The following is a 17,685-nucleotide window of genomic DNA, read 5'->3' as shown; positions in this document are numbered from 1 at the left end:
TCATACTTCATCGTATGAGCAATTGGACAGGAGTAGACCTGAAAGATTATGAAAGATTTTTTTTCTTCAAATTTTTGTTCAGTAAATATACGATTAATAAACTAAAAATACTTAACCAAAAAGTAAAATATCCTATTTCCCTTATATATTGATATATTGAGCTAGAAACCCAAGGGTGCATTCCATATATGTAATCAATAAAATCATTATGCAGTGTCCAGACTGCGACTACAATGAGATGCCAAGCTTTAATACGATAGTATGGCACGTAAAGCAACCCTTGTACAGCCATTCCAAGGTGTGAACAAATAAGCATGTATTGTGTCCAATGTAATGTATCCCCTGCGATAGCAGCGGCTAAAATCATAACAACGGCCCATATACCGTATTTGACTAAAGTAACAGAGGCTAAAGCCTCCATTAGCGGCCAATTTTTCCCTAACAAAAATGCTATTAAAACTAAGCAAAAAAATAAACTTGCGGTAGGGCTATCTGGTACGAACGGTAAAAATATCGTTGGTGTTTGTGCTAGTTGACCACCATACCAAATATATCCGTATATAGTACCAACAATATTAATTAATAACAGTAACCATAAAAAAGATTTTTCCCTCAACAGCTGTAAAAATAGTTGTAGCATGTGCAACGTCCCTTATTTTCATTTTATATTAAAAAAAATTTTCAAAAAAGCTGACCGAACTTAATCAGTCAGCTTTTAAAAACTTACTCTTCAGGATCTTGACCATCATTTGCAATAAATGCTGATAATATTTCCAGCTCTTCATCAGTTCCTGTGAAGTTATCACCTGGCATAGCGGTACCCTCTATACCATACTTAATGATATCGTACACTTCTTCTTTAGAGTAATCTCCTTGGAAGAGGTTTGGACCAGCAGCTCCACCTAACATATCTCCCCCATGACAACCAATACAGGAGTCCTGGGTTTGGTAAATTGCATAAGCTTCTGATTCAGTATCTACTTCAACATCTTCTACTATAGCACCTTGCTGTGCTGCCGCTTCCCAATCATGTTCATCAACAGACTCCCATGTTAGGAAAATGATAGATACAACTGCTAATAACATAATCCCACTAGCAATTGGACGTTTTATCGGCCGACGCTCAGGACCTGTATCAAGCCATGGAGCTAATAAAAGTGCACCAAAGGCGATACCAGGAATTACAACAGCACCAATTACTGTATAAGGTCCTGCTGCAAACTCATATTTTAACAATTGATACAAAAATAAGAAATACCAATCAGGTAATGGTATGTAGCCTGAATCTGTTGGATCTGCCATACGCTCTAATGGCGCAGGGTGAGCAACAGTTAAACATAAATACCCCACTAAAAAGACGGCCCCAACCATCCATTCGCGAAGTAAGAAGTTAGGCCAAAAAGCCTCTGTTTTACCTGGGTACTCGGAATAATCTTTTGGTATGTTTTTCATTCGATGCTCTTTCGCTTTAACTCGGGAATCCCCGACGAATTTCATACCTTTCCCGCGATGCATAGCTTTCCCTCCTTTTCAAATTTCTTTTCCGTTTACAACGGTCCAGAAATACCTTGCTTACGAATCATGTAGAAATGCGCTCCTAGTAGCCCTAGTAAAGCTCCAGGTAAGAAAAATACATGAATCGCAAAGAAACGCGTTAATGTTTGGGCCCCAATTATTTCTCCACCAGCTAATAATGCTTTTGCGAAACCACCAACAACTGGTGCGCTTTCAGCAATTTCTAATCCTACTACTGTCGCAAAGTAAGCTTTCATATCCCACGGTAGTAAGTAACCAGTAAATCCTAATCCCAACATAACAAAGAAAATAAGTACACCAACAACCCAGTTTAATTCTCTAGGTTTTTTATAAGATCCTGTAAAGAAAACTCTTAAAGTATGAAGAAACATCATAACAATAACTAAACTCGCGCCCCAATGGTGCATCCCACGAACAATTACGCCATGTGTTACTTCATTTTGCAAAAAGTACACCGATTCATATGCATGAATAATATCTGGTACGTAATACATGGTTAAGAACATACCCGATAAGATTTGGATTACAGTAACAAAAAATGTTAAACCACCAAAACAATATACAAATGCGGAAAAATGATGAGCTGGATTAACATGTTCAGGTACTTCATGATCTGCAATATCACGCCACATTGGAGTAATATCTAATCGCTCATCTATCCAATCATAAATTTTTTGTAGCATCATTTACGCCCCCCTTCAAACAACTTTATACAGTCCTACGTTGTATTGTACCACCTAATAAAACATTTCCATCCTCTAGTTTAGTGTCATATAAGTCCAATGGTCTAGTTGGTGGTGTATTTGCAACATTTTGACCACTCTTCTCAAAACGACCTAAATGACAAGGGCAGAAAAATTGGTTTGGGTGATCTTCATTTGTATCCCAGTTAACCGTACAACCTAAGTGGGTACATACAGGTGAAAGGGCAATGACTTTGTCTCCCTCTTTATAAATCCAAGCTGTTCTTGATTGCTCGGAAGTATACCAAGCGTCTTCAACTTCTACTTTGAAATCAAAGCGTTGCGGTTCCTCTGTCAATTCATCTACTGTAGCAACATTTACAAACTCAGTATCACCACCTGCATCTAGAGCAGGATCTAGTGCGAAACGAACCATCGGGCTAACTGTAGCAGCAGCCATAAAACCGCCGACACCCATTAATGCATACGATAAGAATTGACGTCTAGAAACTTTATGTTCTTTCTCGCTCACGAATTTTCCCTCCTCACATTCATTACTAAGTTGACACCACAAAATAACATACTAAGACATACTCATGATAGCCCAAAATTTCTAGTAATGTCAACAATACAGTACCTAAGAGTGAAGATTATTTTTCACAATTATATCTCTCGTTCTTGCGGCTCTTCTTGCCACTTATTTGTAATCAGTGGTAATAGCTGTTTCATCTGTTGCCCAATAATTTCTTTAGCGTATGATTCATCCATATTTTCTAAAGAGAGAGAGGGTAACCAAATGAGCATATCAGGAAGTTCCTTCTCTACTTTCTTCCATTCTCCATCAGCAGTGATATAAACTACATGCTTAAACCCACCGGAATAAAGGTGTTGATCCCACTTTTTTAACCTAGCAACTCTTTCTTCCTCACTTTCTTCTGACAAATATGTAAAAGGTAATATTTGGAACACCCTTCCTTTAAATTGCCTCTCTAATTCCTCTACAATTAATGTTGTAAATTCTGCCATAGAAACCTTACCCTTTAAGTCACTCCTCCACTCAATAGGAATTAGTGGGATTATTGCAGTATCTACATATTCTTTTGCATTTAAATAAGTATCTATGTGACTAGTTGTCCACTTCAAAAAATCTCTCCCCTTTACTTTTGATCAATTGGTGCTTCATTATACTAATTTTTGATAGGTTATGTTAAACTATGTTATTGATTTTCACAGCTTGGTGCCGCAGGCTTTGCTTCCCTACATGAAACGAACGGAGCCATTGCCATCAATCCGCCCTGCATGTCTTCAGTTACCGCTATTCCGAAAGGCTTCTCCCCCTTTGTCAATATAAACACTAGCCTTTTACAGAGCCTATTTGAACTAGTAGCTTTACAATATGTATTACCATACGAGACTTCTGTCTTTAAATTACTAACACTTTTTAGGTAGTTAAAAAGATAACTTCCTGTCTCACAGACAAGGAAAACAATGCTTAGAAAGATAGCGGAGACACGATTAGCACCATGATGCGATGTTAACTTAAAATAGAAGCGAAGAGGAAATTTTACGAAAGACAGTTTTCAAAGTTGAGATAACCTATACATGATTATTTTACAAAAGAAAAGCCCTTAAAGGGCTTTTAAAGCATGATATTGTTCTACTAATTCATGAAAGGCCTTTTCGTCTCCCCTAATTAACGCTTGATCAATCTCCCCTTCTAAAAGACTTAAACGATATGACTTAATCGACTGTTCCAGTACGATTTCAGCTAATAAGCTATCCACATTAGCTTCCTCTTTATTTATAGGAAGGTATGGGTTTTCCTCTAATACGGCTACGTACTGAGGAACTTGCTGTTTTTCCTTGAAATTGAGTTGAACATAAATATCTTCCGTGCGATTAAGTCTAATGTCATGAAAGGACTTTTCTGCATCCATCGTCACGTGCTGATTTTTGTGAAAAGCAAAAGGAACACTATCCACATCATTTGCGGAAATCATTAATGCTTTCGGACAATATTCCGCCTGTTCCACAAAATGTACACGCTCCATTAAAATATCGTCACTCATCAAAAAATTCAATAACCAAGCACACTCTCTACGTTTAAGCTGATACTGATCCAAAAACCACTTCAAAAAGTCGCGTTTTTCCATTACAGGAACAGGATTGTTCATCAAGTTTCCCTCCCTCATTGTTATTGTCACTTTACGAGGAAGACAATCTACGTTGAGTGTGACGATTAAGACACATTCATGATCTCTTTATTATTTAATATATTCTCTACGTTATCGAAAAATCCTTTAAAATAAATGTATCTTCTAAATTTTTTCAAGAAAACATTATTTAGTTCTCATCATTAACCTCTCATTCAATTGCAAATAGCAATTACCATCTATCTCGGTTAAAGATAAAAAGTGAATATATTTTAACATACTAACAATTCTTTTTTCAACAATCTGTTTAGGATTATCATAATAATATGGGTCAACGTAATCTTTTATTTTATGAATCAATTGCTTCTCTTCTATTGCATCTCCACCGGAGAGCATATTTGTTAATAAATCGACGATGAATGGTAGCTGAGGAATTGAGCGTCTATAAATACGAATATATACTCGTAGCATACGGTCCAACAACTCATTAATGGATGTATTTTGTCCACTATTCCATTTTTCAGTAACCGTTAGACTTTCTCCCTCCACTATCCAACCTTGATCAAAGCAGAAATCATACAAAAATGAAAAACAATCCGGATAACTATTAAAATGTCTACCATATCCAAATCTCCATTTTTCTGTAGGAATTGTCTCCTCCATTGACAACAATTTTAGTATATTTAATAATTGTTTTTTATAGATCGTCTTTGTTTTCGTTAAAGGAACCTTAGAGTCCGAAACAGTATCCATAAATTCAAACAAATCATAAATAGCATAATAGTCTTGACTCTTATTACGAGGTAAAATGATGAACTCCTCTTGCCATTCCTCTAAAGTAAATTGTTTTATTGTCCTTTTCAATTCTAACGGAAGCGTTAAATGTCCGTTTTCTCCCTCATAAATCCAGCCTTTACATTTTAGGCCATGAAGGATAGACGGAAACAAATGCTGATCTTCTCGCCTTAAACTAGTAAGTAATTCCGTTGAATAAGAGGCTAAGGAAATTCCATAACTCATCTGTAAGAGCAGATGCTTTTCTGATTGTGTTAAATTAATCCAAGTCTCTTTTAATTTTTCTCTATTCAGTAGTAATTTTGATAACTCCTCGGTTACCTGTTGTCTTGAATGTGCATTGCAAGTTAATCCTAATGACTTTACTCTTTCCACTAATTCTTTTTGAGGTTGTAAAGAAAGCACTTGCATTAATTTCATAAAAGACACCTCTCATCAAATAATAATAATAGTATGTGATAAGAGGGGAAAAACTATCATCATTTTTAATCTATTTTTAACTGTTGCAGGCGTTCTTCAATGTCAAATCTGTCTTTGAAAGTTGCAAACACCTTTTCTAAAAGCGCTATCGCTTTCTCTCGATGGCCTGCTTCAAGGAAAACATATGCAGCTTCCTCCATAAGCTCATAATCCTCTTGTATATCATGTAAGGCATTTTCGTATGCTATTACGGCTTTAGCAATATCATCTTCTTCATATAAGGCTTTTCCCTTATACCTTTCGAAAACAGGATCATATTCTCCGTATTCCTCTAGAAATGACAATAGTTGTAAGAGTCCTTCATAGTCTTCAATTTGATGAAAATATAAGAGAAGCTCTTTTACAGCAGAAACATTGGACGGGTTAATAGCTATAACTTTCTCTAAGAAGCTTTTCCCCTCTTCTCTATTACCAATCATAAATTGTACTTTAGCCATTTCTAAGTATAACTCTTCATTATATTCGTCCTTCATAATTCCTTCGTGGAGAATTTCTAATGCTTCCTTTAGTTTATTTTTTGCCTTTAAGGATTTACCTAAATACGTATAAACTGTCGTATAATTTTCGTCTAAGTTCTTTAATCTTTCGAATTGCTTTATAGCAACATCATATTCTCCAAGCTGCAGTGCTGTATATCCCCATCCGAAAATACCATCTAGATCCTCTTTATCTTTTAAACCCTTCTCATAATAAGTAAGTGCATCTTCAAATTGACCAGAAGTACTAAAAGCCTCCGCTAAGCGCAGTGCTGGATTTAAACCATTACTATCGTCTAACTTATGATCATGAATCACTTTTTTAAAGTAAGGAATTGAACGTTGATACTCGCCCCTGTCTAAATAAAATTCACCAATACCGTATAGTAATATCGCTTCTTCTGGTGCTACCTTCTCAGCCTGTAAAAGCTTTTGTTCGGCTACCTCCTCTAAACCTTGTCCTTGATAGATATCTGCAAGCAATAATTGTGCTTGTACAAATACAGGATCATCTTTATGTATTTCTGTCAACATGTCTACTGCTTCATCTTCTTTCCCCAACTCAGAATAACACTCTGCTGCAAATACAAACAATTCACCATGGTCTGGATACCGGAACATTAAATCTTCTAACAGTACTAACGCCTTATCGACTAATCCTAATTCGAAATAGATTTCACAAATTTCTCTTAAGATATCATCATTTGCTTCCTTAGAAATCTCTGATAACTTTTGTAATCCTTCCTCATACATACCTTCTTCTATGAGTTGTATTGCATTATGTAATTGATCGTTCACATTATCTCACCCTTCAGTTATGTCTATGTACATTGTATCGAATAAGAAAAACATAATTCAAGCTATGAACCTTGAATTATGTTTTCCTTAGGTTATATATCTTTATTTATGTCCTCAAAACGATAGACATCTTGTATTGGTAAAAACTTCTCTGGAACGAGAGAAGTCAATTCTGCTCCTTCAATGTCTTCGATAGTCCATTGTAAAGCCGCTTTAATAACTTGGCCTTTTAAAACGATAATATCAGGGAACTTTATTGGCGTATCATTTTCTAGTTCGTGATACATGACATAATCTGCATCACTCCCCATAACAAGTGCACCTTTTTGTGGATATAGACCAATTCTTTTACTTAAAAATAGCGATACGCTTTTCCCTAGAGTTGGGAAGTTAAAATAAGAATTAAATTTATATCTTTTCACTATTTTCTTCCATTTCTCCATAATATTTGCATCATATTTCTTTATCAAAGCCATATCACTCGGCTTGCACACGATAAGAATTCTTTTCGGAAAAATCGCTTCTGCAACACGCTGCCATGGTACCTCATCCAATTCGCTCGTATTATTTACTTCGACGAAAACGATCGCTATAGATTCATATTTTAATTTACGAACAAACGTATCAGATAGTTTTGTAGCCGGAACAACAATAGCAAATAAATAATCAATTGGACATGAGAGCAGGGTCTGTCTTACGTCACTCAACTTATGATGTAACTCTGATTCATACTCCACTTTTATCGGATGAATAAAAGTGGTATTTCCAAACAAAAGTAATCGTTTTACGTATGACAACCCATTCCCTAGGCGATATGCTGGTACTACTTGGTCATCGAAAGTGATTTTACCAGGTAAAACTTGAAAGTCAGTTGATGCAACTTGATATATTCCTGAGCGTTCAGCAGGAAGGTCTGTATACCTTACCTTCCCATCTTCCACCCAAATATCTTTTACTTTGCGTGTATCATCGTCGATAACGTTTATGACATATTTCATGAAACTCTCCTCCCCTCTATTGCCAAGCTATGAGGGGAAGAGGAAATTTATGTTACTTTAACTCATTTAAATGTTCAAAAAAATTAGGATATGACACTGCAATAGCTTCAGTATTTTCTATTTTTACATCACCATCAGAAATTAATCCGCACAACGCCATCGCCATCCCGATTCTGTGGTCACCGTAGCTTTCAACGTTTCCACCACGTAATGGGGTTGGTCCAATTATCTTCATTCCATCTGAAGTCGCTTCAATGTTTGCCCCTAAAGACTTTAACTGATGAACCATTGTATCGATACGATTCGTCTCTTTTACCTTTAATTCTTCAGCATCTTTAATTACAGTCACACCATTTGCTTGTGTAGCTAAAACAGCAATCGCTGGTATTTCATCAATTAATCTAGGAATTATTTCACCGGCAATCGTTGTTGCATTTAATTGAGTATACTTAATAGTGATATTAGCAACTGGCTCTTCACCATAAAAACGTTCATCTGTAATCCGAATGTCCGCTCCCATATTCTCGAGTACATCTAATATACCTGTTCGAGTAGGGTTTATACCAACATTCGTTATCGTCACTTCACTCTTATTCACAATGGCTGCAGCAACTAATAAAAAGGCTGCAGATGATATGTCACCAGGGACCGCTATATTGGCTGCAGTAAGCGCTTGTCCACCTTTCAAGCTCACACTCTCACCATCAACCTCCACACTCACTCCAAACGTTTTCAACATTCTCTCAGTATGATCTCTCGAGCGATGTGGTTCAGTAACCGTTGTTGTTCCTTTAGCATTTAAAGCAGCTAACAAAATTGAAGACTTTACTTGTGCACTTGCAATTGGTGATACATAGTGTACACCTTGGAGTTGTCCACCACGAATAAAAAGCGGAGTAAACCTACCATTCTCTCTACCGTCAACTGTTGCATTCATCATTTTTAGAGGACCAGTTACCCTTGCCATTGGTCTTTTGGCAATCGAATCGTCACCAATTAGCACAGAAGAGAACGGCAGCGATGCTAAGATCCCTGAAAGTAGCCGAATGGTTGTACCGGAATTACCTACGTCTAGTATAGTGTTAGGCTCCTTGAGTTGCTTCACACCTTTCCCTACAACAATAATCTTATCATCTTCTTCACGAATAGTTACGCCAAGTTGCTTCATACAACTTATCGTGCTCAAACAATCTTCCCCTTTTAAAAAACCTGTAATTTCACTTTGTCCATTTGCAATTGACGCAAACATGACTGCACGATGTGAAATTGATTTATCACCAGGTACTGAAATAGTCCCGTTTAATCCATTTGTCACTTTATTAACCGTCACTCTATCCACTCTCTCAACTCCTATGGCATGTCATAAGTTTCATACATGTGATTAGATAACACCTTTTTTGCTGTATTTAAATCTTCCTTTGATCTAAAAGTAAGACGAAGTACACCCATAATATCTTCACGCGCTTCAATAATTTGTATATTAGTGATACTAATTCTTTCTTCAGCTAAAATACTTGTGACATCACTTATTACACCTGGGTGATCCGGCACATCTACGTATAAATCATTAAATGGCATTAATGCACCCTTCTGTCCGACAGGCAGCTGATCGCGTAATTGTTTCGCCTCAGAGAAGAAGCGGAATATTTCCTCTCCGTCTTCTTCTTCAAGCATTTCTACTACTTGTTTCATAGCACTATCCCATTCTTTTAACATCGATAAAAGAATATCTTTGTTTTGAAGTAAAATATCTCTCCACATAGTGGGCGAAGCAGAGGCAATACGCGTTATATCTCTAAAACCACCTGCTGCTAATTGTGAAACAACCGGATATGCCTTTCCCATTTCACCAGTTTGACGTACGAGTGCAGCAGCAACAACGTGAGGTAAATGACTAACCATCCCAGTAAATTTATCGTGATCATCTGGATTGAGTTCGATAAATCGGGCCTTCGTTCCCCTGAGCCAATTTTGTAATTGTATCACCTTAGATGATGGTGTACCTTCAGAAGGTGTTATTATGTAAAAAGCATTTTCAAATAATCGTACATTCGATGCAGCTACGCCTGTTTTATGTGAACCTGCCATTGGATGGCCACCAATAAAAAATACATCGTCTTTTGTTAACTGTTTGCCTTTTTCAACAATCGTCCTTTTCGTGCTACCAACATCAGTTATTAAGCAGTTTTGCTTTAAAGAAATCGATTCGAGTTTACTCAACACTTCAATAGAACTTACAACAGGTGTTGCTAAAATAATGAGGTCGACATTTGAGGCGTCACTCTCATACCGTATTGATATTCTATCAATAATTTGTAATGATAAAGCTAGCTTGACAGCTTCCTTATCTACATCAAATCCAATAATTTCACATTCAGGATGTTCTTTTTTAATTGATAAGGCTAATGATCCCCCTATTAGCCCTAAACCTATCAGTAACACTCTCTTCCTCACGAATGTTCCCCCTGCTATGATAAATTAGATAATACATCAATAATTCGTTCATTCTGTTCTTTTGTACCAAGTGTAATTCTAATGCAAGTCGGAAAACCTAGAGCTTCACCATTCCTTGTAATAAACCCTTTTTCTAACAATTTTTGAAATACTTCTCCGCCAGGTCTTTGTAAGTCAATTAAAATAAAATTAGCTTGGGAAGGGTAATATTTGTAGCCCTTTTTCTCACAAAAAGCTTCAAAGCGTTCCATTTCTACTCTATTTTTCTCATAGCATTCTGTTATAAATTGTTGATCAGATAACGCTTCGAACGCAGCAATTTGACCAATTGTATTCGTATTAAAAGGGCCTCGACCAGGGTCTAACGCTTGAATAAATTGTTCATTTCCTACGCCATAACCAACTCTTAAAGATGCTAATCCGTAAGCTTTAGAAAATGTCCGCAATATCATCAAGTTAGAATAATCTTTTAATAAAGGTATCGTTACAGGGTAATCTTCTGCGGCTACATATTCAAAGTAAGCCTCATCGCTAACGACTAAAACATTATCTGGAACTTTCTTTAAAAAAGAAAGAAACTCCTCTTCCCCTACATACGTTCCTGATGGATTATTCGGATTACATACAAATACAATTTTAGTGTGCTCATCAATAGCTTCAAGCATTGCTTCTAAATCGTGAACGCCATCAACTAATGGAACCTCGTGAATTTTTGCTCCTTCAATTACAGCATTGTGACTATATTGAGAAAACGTTGGTGTTGCAGTTACAATATTATCTTTCTCAGTTAATAAAGATCGACATAATAACAAAATCACTTCATCTGATCCATTCCCAAAAATCAATTGCTTTTCCTTGACACCGAGATGCTTCGCTACGCCTTCACGTAGCTCTCTTGCATAACCATCCGGATATATCGCTAGGTTTTCTAAAGAGTCTTGTAATACTTTTTTGACTTCCGGTGAAAATCCATATGGGTTTTCATTTGAAGCTAATTTCACCACTTCGTCTAATCCTAATTCACGTTTTACATCTTCAATTGGTTTACCAGGCTGATAAGGTACTAACCCTACCATCGTTTGCTTTACGTTCACTTAAATCCCTCCATCTAACTCACTTCTTTCATGATGCTAGTTTACACGACAATGAATAGAAAAATATAGGAAGAAGCATTTTCCACACTATATCACTACTATCTATCCTATTATGAAATGAGTTCTACTACAAATTCTTTTATGTCATCAACTGCTTTTTTTCTATCATTTTCGCATAAAAGTTCTTGATTACGTGTTCCGATAAAACTGACAAGCGCACTTCCGACGATAACACCATCACTTATTTGATTAAATGATTGTACGTGCTCTTTTTTTGATATACCAAATCCTATTAATACGGGCACAGATGTAAATTCCTTTACAGCTGCTATTGAACTTGATAAATCTTCAGAAAATTGATTGCGTGTTCCAGTAACACCTAATGAAGATACAAAATATATAAAGCCATCGCCTTGAGTGCAAATCTTTTCCAACCTACTTTTTGAACTGAGTGTAACTAACGAAATGAAGGATATGCCATTATCCTTACAGCTTATTCTAATTTTTTCACTTTCTTCAATCGGAAGATCAGGGATGAGTAAGCCATCGATATCTGCGCTTTTCATCTCTTCTATTAAGTTATCTTCCCCGTAGGCCAACACTGGATTAACATAGGTGAACAATATAACTGGAATGGTTAGGCCCTTCCTTCGTGCTTCCTTTACACCTTCTATTGCTTTTATTATATTCATTCCATTAGATCTTGCACGTTCTCCTGCTGCTTGAATAACTGGTCCATCTGCTAACGGATCACTAAAGGGGATACCCCACTCAATTGCATCTACACCAGCATCTTGAAGGGCAAGGGCAATATCAATTGTTGCTTCCATTGACGGATCTCCTGCCATGATATACGGTACAAATTTATTTCTTTTTGATTGGAAATCTTCCTTTAGTAGTCTATTCATTATTATCCCCCTCCAATACACCTTGAATTGTGTGAACGTCCTTATCACCCCTGCCAGATAGACAAACTAATATTGTTTTACCTTCAGATAGCTCTTTTGCCCTTTTAAAGGCTTGGGCTAACGCATGTGCAGATTCAATAGCAGGAAGAATACCCTCTAGTTGACATAGTGTTTGAAGGGCTTCTATTGCTTCCTTATCAGTAATAGATTCATATGAAACTCTGCCGATATCTCTTAAATAAGCGTGCTCTGGTCCAATGCCAGGATAGTCTAGACCTGCTGAAATAGAATATGGTTCTGTAATGTTTCCAAAGTCGTCTTGTAATAAATAAGATAGTGAGCCGTGCAATACACCTTTCACGCCTTTTGTTAAAGTAGCGGCGTGTTCTTCTGTATCTACTCCTTTTCCTGCAGCTTCTACTCCTGTTAAAACAACTTGCTCATCATTGATAAACGGGTAAAACATCCCAATTGCATTACTTCCACCACCGACACAAGCAATAACCTCATCTGGTAGTGCTCCTGTTTCAGTAAGAAACTGTCTTCTACTTTCACGCCCGATAACAGATTGGAACTCCCTTACCATTTTAGGATATGGATGAGGTCCAACTGCAGACCCAATTAAATAAAATGTATCATTTACGTGTGATACCCAATGTCTGATCGCTTCATTTGTAGCATCCTTTAATGTTTTTCCACCACTCGTTACTTTAATTACTTCTGCACCAAGCAGCTTCATGCGAAAGACATTTAATTCCTGACGTTTCATATCCTCTTCACCCATAAACACTTTACATGTAAGTCCAAACCTTGCAGCTACAGTCGCAGCAGCAACTCCATGTTGGCCAGCTCCAGTTTCAGCAATAATTTGCTGTTTGCCCATTCGTTTTGCAAGGATTGCTTGAGCAATAGCGTTGTTGATTTTATGAGCACCTGTATGGTTTAAGTCTTCTCTCTTTAAATATATTGAAGCTCCCCCTAATGTTTTTGATAGCCTTTCTGCTACCGTTAAAGGCGTTGGTCTCCCAGAATATTTCTCCCATTCATTGTGTAACTCAGCAAAGAAATGTTCATCCTGTACCGCCTCATCAAAGGCTGATTCTAACTGTTCAAGTGCATACATTAAGGTTTCCGGTACATACCTTCCACCAAAGTCTCCAAATCTCCCTAATTTATCTGGTGCCGCATAGTTGTTTTTTACTTTAGAAGCCATTTTTGCCATCTTCCTTTCGTCTTTTATCCCGTTTGTTTCAATCCCTGATGAAACATCGATACCGATAGGATTATAAGTCATTAGTTCATCAATATTATCCACTTTCACTCCACCAGCAATCATACAAGGCACTCGTTGACTCAGTGCTTCGAATTGATACTTCGGAATACTATTCCAATCAAAACGTATCCCAGTTCCTCCCCATTCAGCATCTGTTTTCGTATCAATAACAAAGCCGTCTACAGTGCCTTTATACTCCCTCATCGTCAACAACGCCTTTTCATGATGGTGAATAGTTTTGAAAATTTGTGCTTGTATGTTTTCTTTTAATTTGCTTATTTCATCTCGTTTTTCCGTTCCATGACATTGAACTATATCTAGATTACACGTTGTCGCGATCTTCTTTATGACACTTTCTCGCTCATTAACAAAAACCCCTACGAGTCTTTGATGAGACTGTAAAGGTTTCCTCAATGTCCATTGTTTCACATCCTCAGCCTTCACTTGTCTTTTACTCTTTGCAAAAATTACACCTATATAATCTACACCACTTTCAACTGCTTTGTCATAATCTTTAAAATTTGTAATTCCGCAAAACTTAAGAAGTGTAGTCATGAGAGGCTGCCTCCATAAACCATTGTGACAACATATCTCCTTTATTTTTCTCTTTCATAAATGCTTCTCCCACTAAGAGACCATTGACACCTAAGTTTGACAAAAACTGAACATCCTTAGAACTTTTAATACCACTTTCACTAATCAAGGTGACATCATCTGAAATATACTTGGCAAGTAACTTTGTTGTTTCTAACGTTGTTTCGAATGTTTTTAAATTTCTATTATTTACTCCAATCATTTTCGGTTTAGCAGTGCTTAAAACTTTTTCAATTTCAGCCTCATCATGCACTTCCATCAACACATCTAAATCCAATTCTTCAGCAATTGCCATATATTCTTTTATTTGTTGTTTATCTAAAATAGCTGCGATTAATAAAATTGCATCTGCCCCAATTGCTTTCGATTCATAGATTTGTTTCTCATCAACAATGAATTCCTTACGTAATACCGGTACAGATGTACATTCTTTCACAGCCATCAAATAAGAGTCATGACCTTGAAAAAATCGTTCATCAGTTAAAACTGATATTGCATCAATATTGATTTTATCGTATTCTCTAGCAATGTCTACAGGGGAAAACTGATCTACAAGTACGCCTTTTGAGGGACTCGCTTTTTTCACTTCCGCAATAATCCCCATACTTCTATTTGGATTTTGCAGTGCTTCTAGAAAAGATCTTTTATTATACTCACGGTCTTCAGAAAACTGATACGATCTTTCCTTTACTTCTTGTTTCTTATGGGCTACTATTGTGTCTAAAATTGTTGTCATGCTGAAGGCACCTCCCCTTTTAGCTGTGATAAAATATCTAATTGTTTAATTACCGTTTCTCCTAACGCCATTTTCGCTTCTTGAACCCCTTCTTTAATGGTTTCGGATACTCCATATACATATAGGGCTGCTCCAGCATTCAGGAGAAGGATATCTTCCGCTTCTTTTGGACCTTTTTTATTAAAAACAGACCTAATCAATGCAGCACTTTCTTCTGGAGATTGAACGAGCGTATTTGATATATCTCCTCTTTGTATTCCTACATCTTCAGGTGTTACTAAATATTCTTGGATACTATCACCGTTTACTTCAATAACATTTGTCGCACCTGTTATCGTAAATTCGTCTAGTCCATCCTCCCCTGTAACAAATAAAGCTTTTTCTATACCTAGCTTAATAGATGCTTCCGCCATCTTTCTCGCTTGATCTACACTGTACACACCAATCAACCTTCTAGTTGCACCAGCGGGGTTCGTGAGAGGCCCTAGTAGATTAAAAATCGTTTTTATTGATAATTCCTTCCTTGCCTTCATCACATGCTTCATCGCTGAATGATATTTAGGCGCAAATAAGAAGCACAGGTTATATTTTTCTAAATTAATTAAAGCATCTTCATTTGTAGCTTGAATAGGAATTTGTAAGTATTCTAATACATCTGCACTCCCTGTTTTTGAAGACACACCTCTATTTCCATGCTTTGCTACTGGAATATTTAATGAACTCAATAAAATTGCCACTGCTGTTGAAATATTGTATGTTCCTACGCCATCGCCTCCTGTTCCACAAGTATCCAAAACCGAAAAGGGAGGCGAGATTTGAGAACACGTTTTTTTCATCCCTTTCGCAAAACCAACTATTTCCTCTACCGTTTCTCCTCGAAAGCGAATGATTGATAAAATCGAAGCAATTTGTTCATCGCTTACTTCTCCATTTAACATGAGTAAAATTAAATTTTCCGCTTCTGCTTCGGATAATGTATGTTTATTAACAAGCTTCTCAATCAATTCTCTCATTTTAAAACCTCCTCTGCTTTGAAACGCCTTTCTGCAATTTTTATTGCATATAATAACGCTCTTGCTTTGTTCCGCGTTTCTTCGTACTCATTCTCAGGGATGGAATCGTAAACAATGCCCGCTCCAGCCTGAACAGATGCAATACCATCTTTTAGTAAGATCGTTCGAATCGCAATACAAGAATCTATTGCTCCATTAAACCCACAGTATGCTATCGCACCTGCATAAACACCACGTCTATCCGTTTCTAACTCTCGTATTATCTCAACTGCCCTTACTTTCGGCGCTCCAGATACCGTTCCAGCTGGATGAGCAGCAAACAACGCTTCAAATGGATCACTTTTCTTACTTAATACACCTTTTACTTTTGAAATTAAATGCATAACATGAGAAAAGTGAGTAACTGTCATCATTTCTTCTACTTTTACGGAAGAAAATTCACTTACTCTACCAATGTCATTTCTCGCAAGATCAACAAGCATTAAATGCTCTGCTTTTTCTTTCTCATCATGTAATAAATCGTCTGCTAACGCTCTATCTTCCTGCTCTGTACTCCCTCGTGGTCTAGTCCCTGCTATTGGATGTATTTCAAGTTCACGGTTTGTATCAACTTTTATTAATCTCTCTGGAGAACTTCCAATAATTTCTTGCTCCCCTACACGTAAATAATATAAATAGGGGGAAGGGTTTACTTTTCTTAATACTCTATATAAATCTAATCCTGACGATTGTACAGGAACATCAAACCTTTGTGACAAAACACCTTGAAAAACGTCACCAGCTTCAATATATTGTTTCAATTTATTTACATGATTTAAAAAAGTATTTTTTTCGTAATTTGAATTTACCCCTTCAAACACATCTATATTAGAAGGAAGATTCATTGGTAAAATTGTTGGCGACTCTTCTTGTGCACCACTTTGTATTTTAGATAATAGTTGTTGAATACATCTTTCTCCTTCTTTGTAGCTCTGTTCAACATTACGAGACTTTGTATTTTGTAAATGGATGATACTTAACTCTTCTTTTTGGTGATCATAAACAAGGATAGTCTCACAAAACACAAGATTGACATCTGTTTCTTGCAAATTATTTTTTGGAATTTTAGTTTCATAAAGTGAGTACGATTCAAATGTAAAATATCCAACAGCCCCTCCTGGAAAAGGGAAATCAGGCCAAATTGGGGCAACATTTAATTTTCTTAAACTTTCATCCCATGCTTCTTGGAAGCTATCTTTTTCAAAATGTAGTTCCCCTCCTTTACCTTCAAGACGGAACTTTTTTTCTTTTTCTACTAAAAAGTAGTTTGGAGATAACCCTATAAAAGAGTAATTTGACCACGCTGATATAGGATCTTTGCTTTCCAAAATAAATGCTGCATGTTCATTAAATAGTTGAAATAATTGAATTGGGGTTTTTGTATCTGCAACAATTGTTGTAGATATAGGAATCGTATCAAATTTTACTGCATGGCTTTTAAATTCTTCAAAACTTGTTTCAATCACATGATCCACCTCTTTTTCTTTTACATTATTATTGATTCATGCTGTTGCTGATAATAGGAAACACAACAAGAACACTAATAAAGTAAACATTTGTGATTGAATCAAGGAGGCAAAGTGTGGGGCGTAATACTTCGAAGCATCGACGCTTTAAATCATTAAACTTTTTTTGAAAATAAAAGCATCTACCGG

General features: G+C 36.6%; 17 protein-coding genes and 1 pseudogene. All 18 read right to left on the bottom strand.

Annotated elements, in window-relative coordinates:
* Positions 1–46 precede the first annotated feature (46 nt).
* Positions 47–640, bottom strand: a complete 594-nt coding sequence (lhaT, locus tag BCELL_RS09485) for a lipoprotein heptaprenylglyceryl N-acetyltransferase LhaT (protein WP_013488490.1) — start codon at positions 638–640, stop codon at positions 47–49.
* An 83-nt stretch (positions 641–723) separates the two neighbouring features.
* Entirely contained in the window at positions 724–1,515 is a 792-nt protein-coding gene (locus BCELL_RS09480) for a menaquinol-cytochrome c reductase cytochrome b/c subunit (RefSeq protein ID WP_013488489.1), read from the bottom strand.
* Between the two features lie 32 nt (positions 1,516–1,547).
* The gene (gene qcrB, locus BCELL_RS09475) at positions 1,548–2,219 is read right to left on the bottom strand and encodes a menaquinol-cytochrome c reductase cytochrome b subunit (protein WP_013488488.1); all 672 of its coding nucleotides are present in this window, start codon (positions 2,217–2,219) and stop codon (positions 1,548–1,550) included.
* A 25-nt stretch (positions 2,220–2,244) separates the two neighbouring features.
* Complete coding sequence (locus tag BCELL_RS09470) at positions 2,245–2,751, bottom strand: Rieske (2Fe-2S) protein (RefSeq protein WP_013488487.1); 507 nt, start codon at positions 2,749–2,751, stop codon at positions 2,245–2,247.
* A gap of 131 nt (positions 2,752–2,882) precedes the next feature.
* A complete protein-coding gene (locus tag BCELL_RS09465; protein WP_013488486.1) occupies positions 2,883–3,362 on the bottom strand; it encodes a YpiF family protein in 480 nt (159 codons plus the stop codon).
* A 485-nt stretch (positions 3,363–3,847) separates the two neighbouring features.
* Complete coding sequence (locus BCELL_RS09460; protein ID WP_013488485.1) at positions 3,848–4,393, bottom strand: ReoY family proteolytic degradation factor; 546 nt, start codon at positions 4,391–4,393, stop codon at positions 3,848–3,850.
* Positions 4,394–4,558: 165 nt separating this feature from the next.
* Complete coding sequence (locus BCELL_RS09455) at positions 4,559–5,587, bottom strand: hypothetical protein (protein ID WP_013488484.1); 1,029 nt, start codon at positions 5,585–5,587, stop codon at positions 4,559–4,561.
* Between the two features lie 65 nt (positions 5,588–5,652).
* A complete protein-coding gene (locus tag BCELL_RS09450; protein WP_013488483.1) occupies positions 5,653–6,921 on the bottom strand; it encodes a tetratricopeptide repeat protein in 1,269 nt (422 codons plus the stop codon).
* 92 nt (positions 6,922–7,013) lie between these two features.
* The gene (locus tag BCELL_RS09445; protein ID WP_013488482.1) at positions 7,014–7,919 is read right to left on the bottom strand and encodes a hypothetical protein; all 906 of its coding nucleotides are present in this window, start codon (positions 7,917–7,919) and stop codon (positions 7,014–7,016) included.
* A gap of 52 nt (positions 7,920–7,971) precedes the next feature.
* On the bottom strand, positions 7,972–9,258 hold the full coding sequence (gene aroA / locus BCELL_RS09440) for a 3-phosphoshikimate 1-carboxyvinyltransferase (protein WP_013488481.1): 1,287 nt from the start codon (positions 9,256–9,258) through the stop codon (positions 7,972–7,974).
* 11 nt (positions 9,259–9,269) lie between these two features.
* Complete coding sequence (locus tag BCELL_RS09435) at positions 9,270–10,373, bottom strand: prephenate dehydrogenase (RefSeq protein WP_013488480.1); 1,104 nt, start codon at positions 10,371–10,373, stop codon at positions 9,270–9,272.
* Between the two features lie 14 nt (positions 10,374–10,387).
* Complete coding sequence (gene hisC, locus BCELL_RS09430) at positions 10,388–11,467, bottom strand: histidinol-phosphate transaminase (protein ID WP_013488479.1); 1,080 nt, start codon at positions 11,465–11,467, stop codon at positions 10,388–10,390.
* A 110-nt stretch (positions 11,468–11,577) separates the two neighbouring features.
* On the bottom strand, positions 11,578–12,375 hold the full coding sequence (gene trpA, locus BCELL_RS09425) for a tryptophan synthase subunit alpha (protein WP_013488478.1): 798 nt from the start codon (positions 12,373–12,375) through the stop codon (positions 11,578–11,580).
* Positions 12,368–13,588, bottom strand: coding sequence for a tryptophan synthase subunit beta (gene trpB / locus BCELL_RS09420; protein WP_041808805.1), 1,221 nt, complete (start codon positions 13,586–13,588; stop codon positions 12,368–12,370). Before trpB ends, trpA begins: the two co-directional genes overlap by 8 nt.
* 9 nt (positions 13,589–13,597) lie before the next feature.
* Positions 13,598–14,203 (bottom strand): annotated as a pseudogene (locus BCELL_RS23280) (phosphoribosylanthranilate isomerase); the annotation flags it as partial.
* The gene (gene trpC / locus BCELL_RS09415; protein ID WP_013488476.1) at positions 14,187–14,978 is read right to left on the bottom strand and encodes an indole-3-glycerol phosphate synthase TrpC; all 792 of its coding nucleotides are present in this window, start codon (positions 14,976–14,978) and stop codon (positions 14,187–14,189) included. The gene trpC and the pseudogene BCELL_RS23280, both read right to left, overlap by 17 nt.
* Complete coding sequence (gene trpD / locus BCELL_RS09410) at positions 14,975–15,991, bottom strand: anthranilate phosphoribosyltransferase (RefSeq protein ID WP_013488475.1); 1,017 nt, start codon at positions 15,989–15,991, stop codon at positions 14,975–14,977. The genes trpC and trpD overlap by 4 nt, the downstream gene beginning before the upstream one ends.
* The gene (trpE, locus tag BCELL_RS09405) at positions 15,988–17,496 is read right to left on the bottom strand and encodes an anthranilate synthase component I (RefSeq protein ID WP_013488474.1); all 1,509 of its coding nucleotides are present in this window, start codon (positions 17,494–17,496) and stop codon (positions 15,988–15,990) included. The genes trpD and trpE overlap by 4 nt, the downstream gene beginning before the upstream one ends.
* Between the last annotated feature and the right edge of the window lie 189 nt (positions 17,497–17,685).

The sequence above is a fragment of the Evansella cellulosilytica DSM 2522 genome, assembly GCF_000177235.2.
Lineage (GTDB): Bacteria > Bacillota > Bacilli > Bacillales > Salisediminibacteriaceae > Evansella > Evansella cellulosilytica.
The sequence above is the reverse complement of the archived record's forward strand: the minus strand, read 5'-3'. Positions and strand labels throughout refer to the sequence as shown.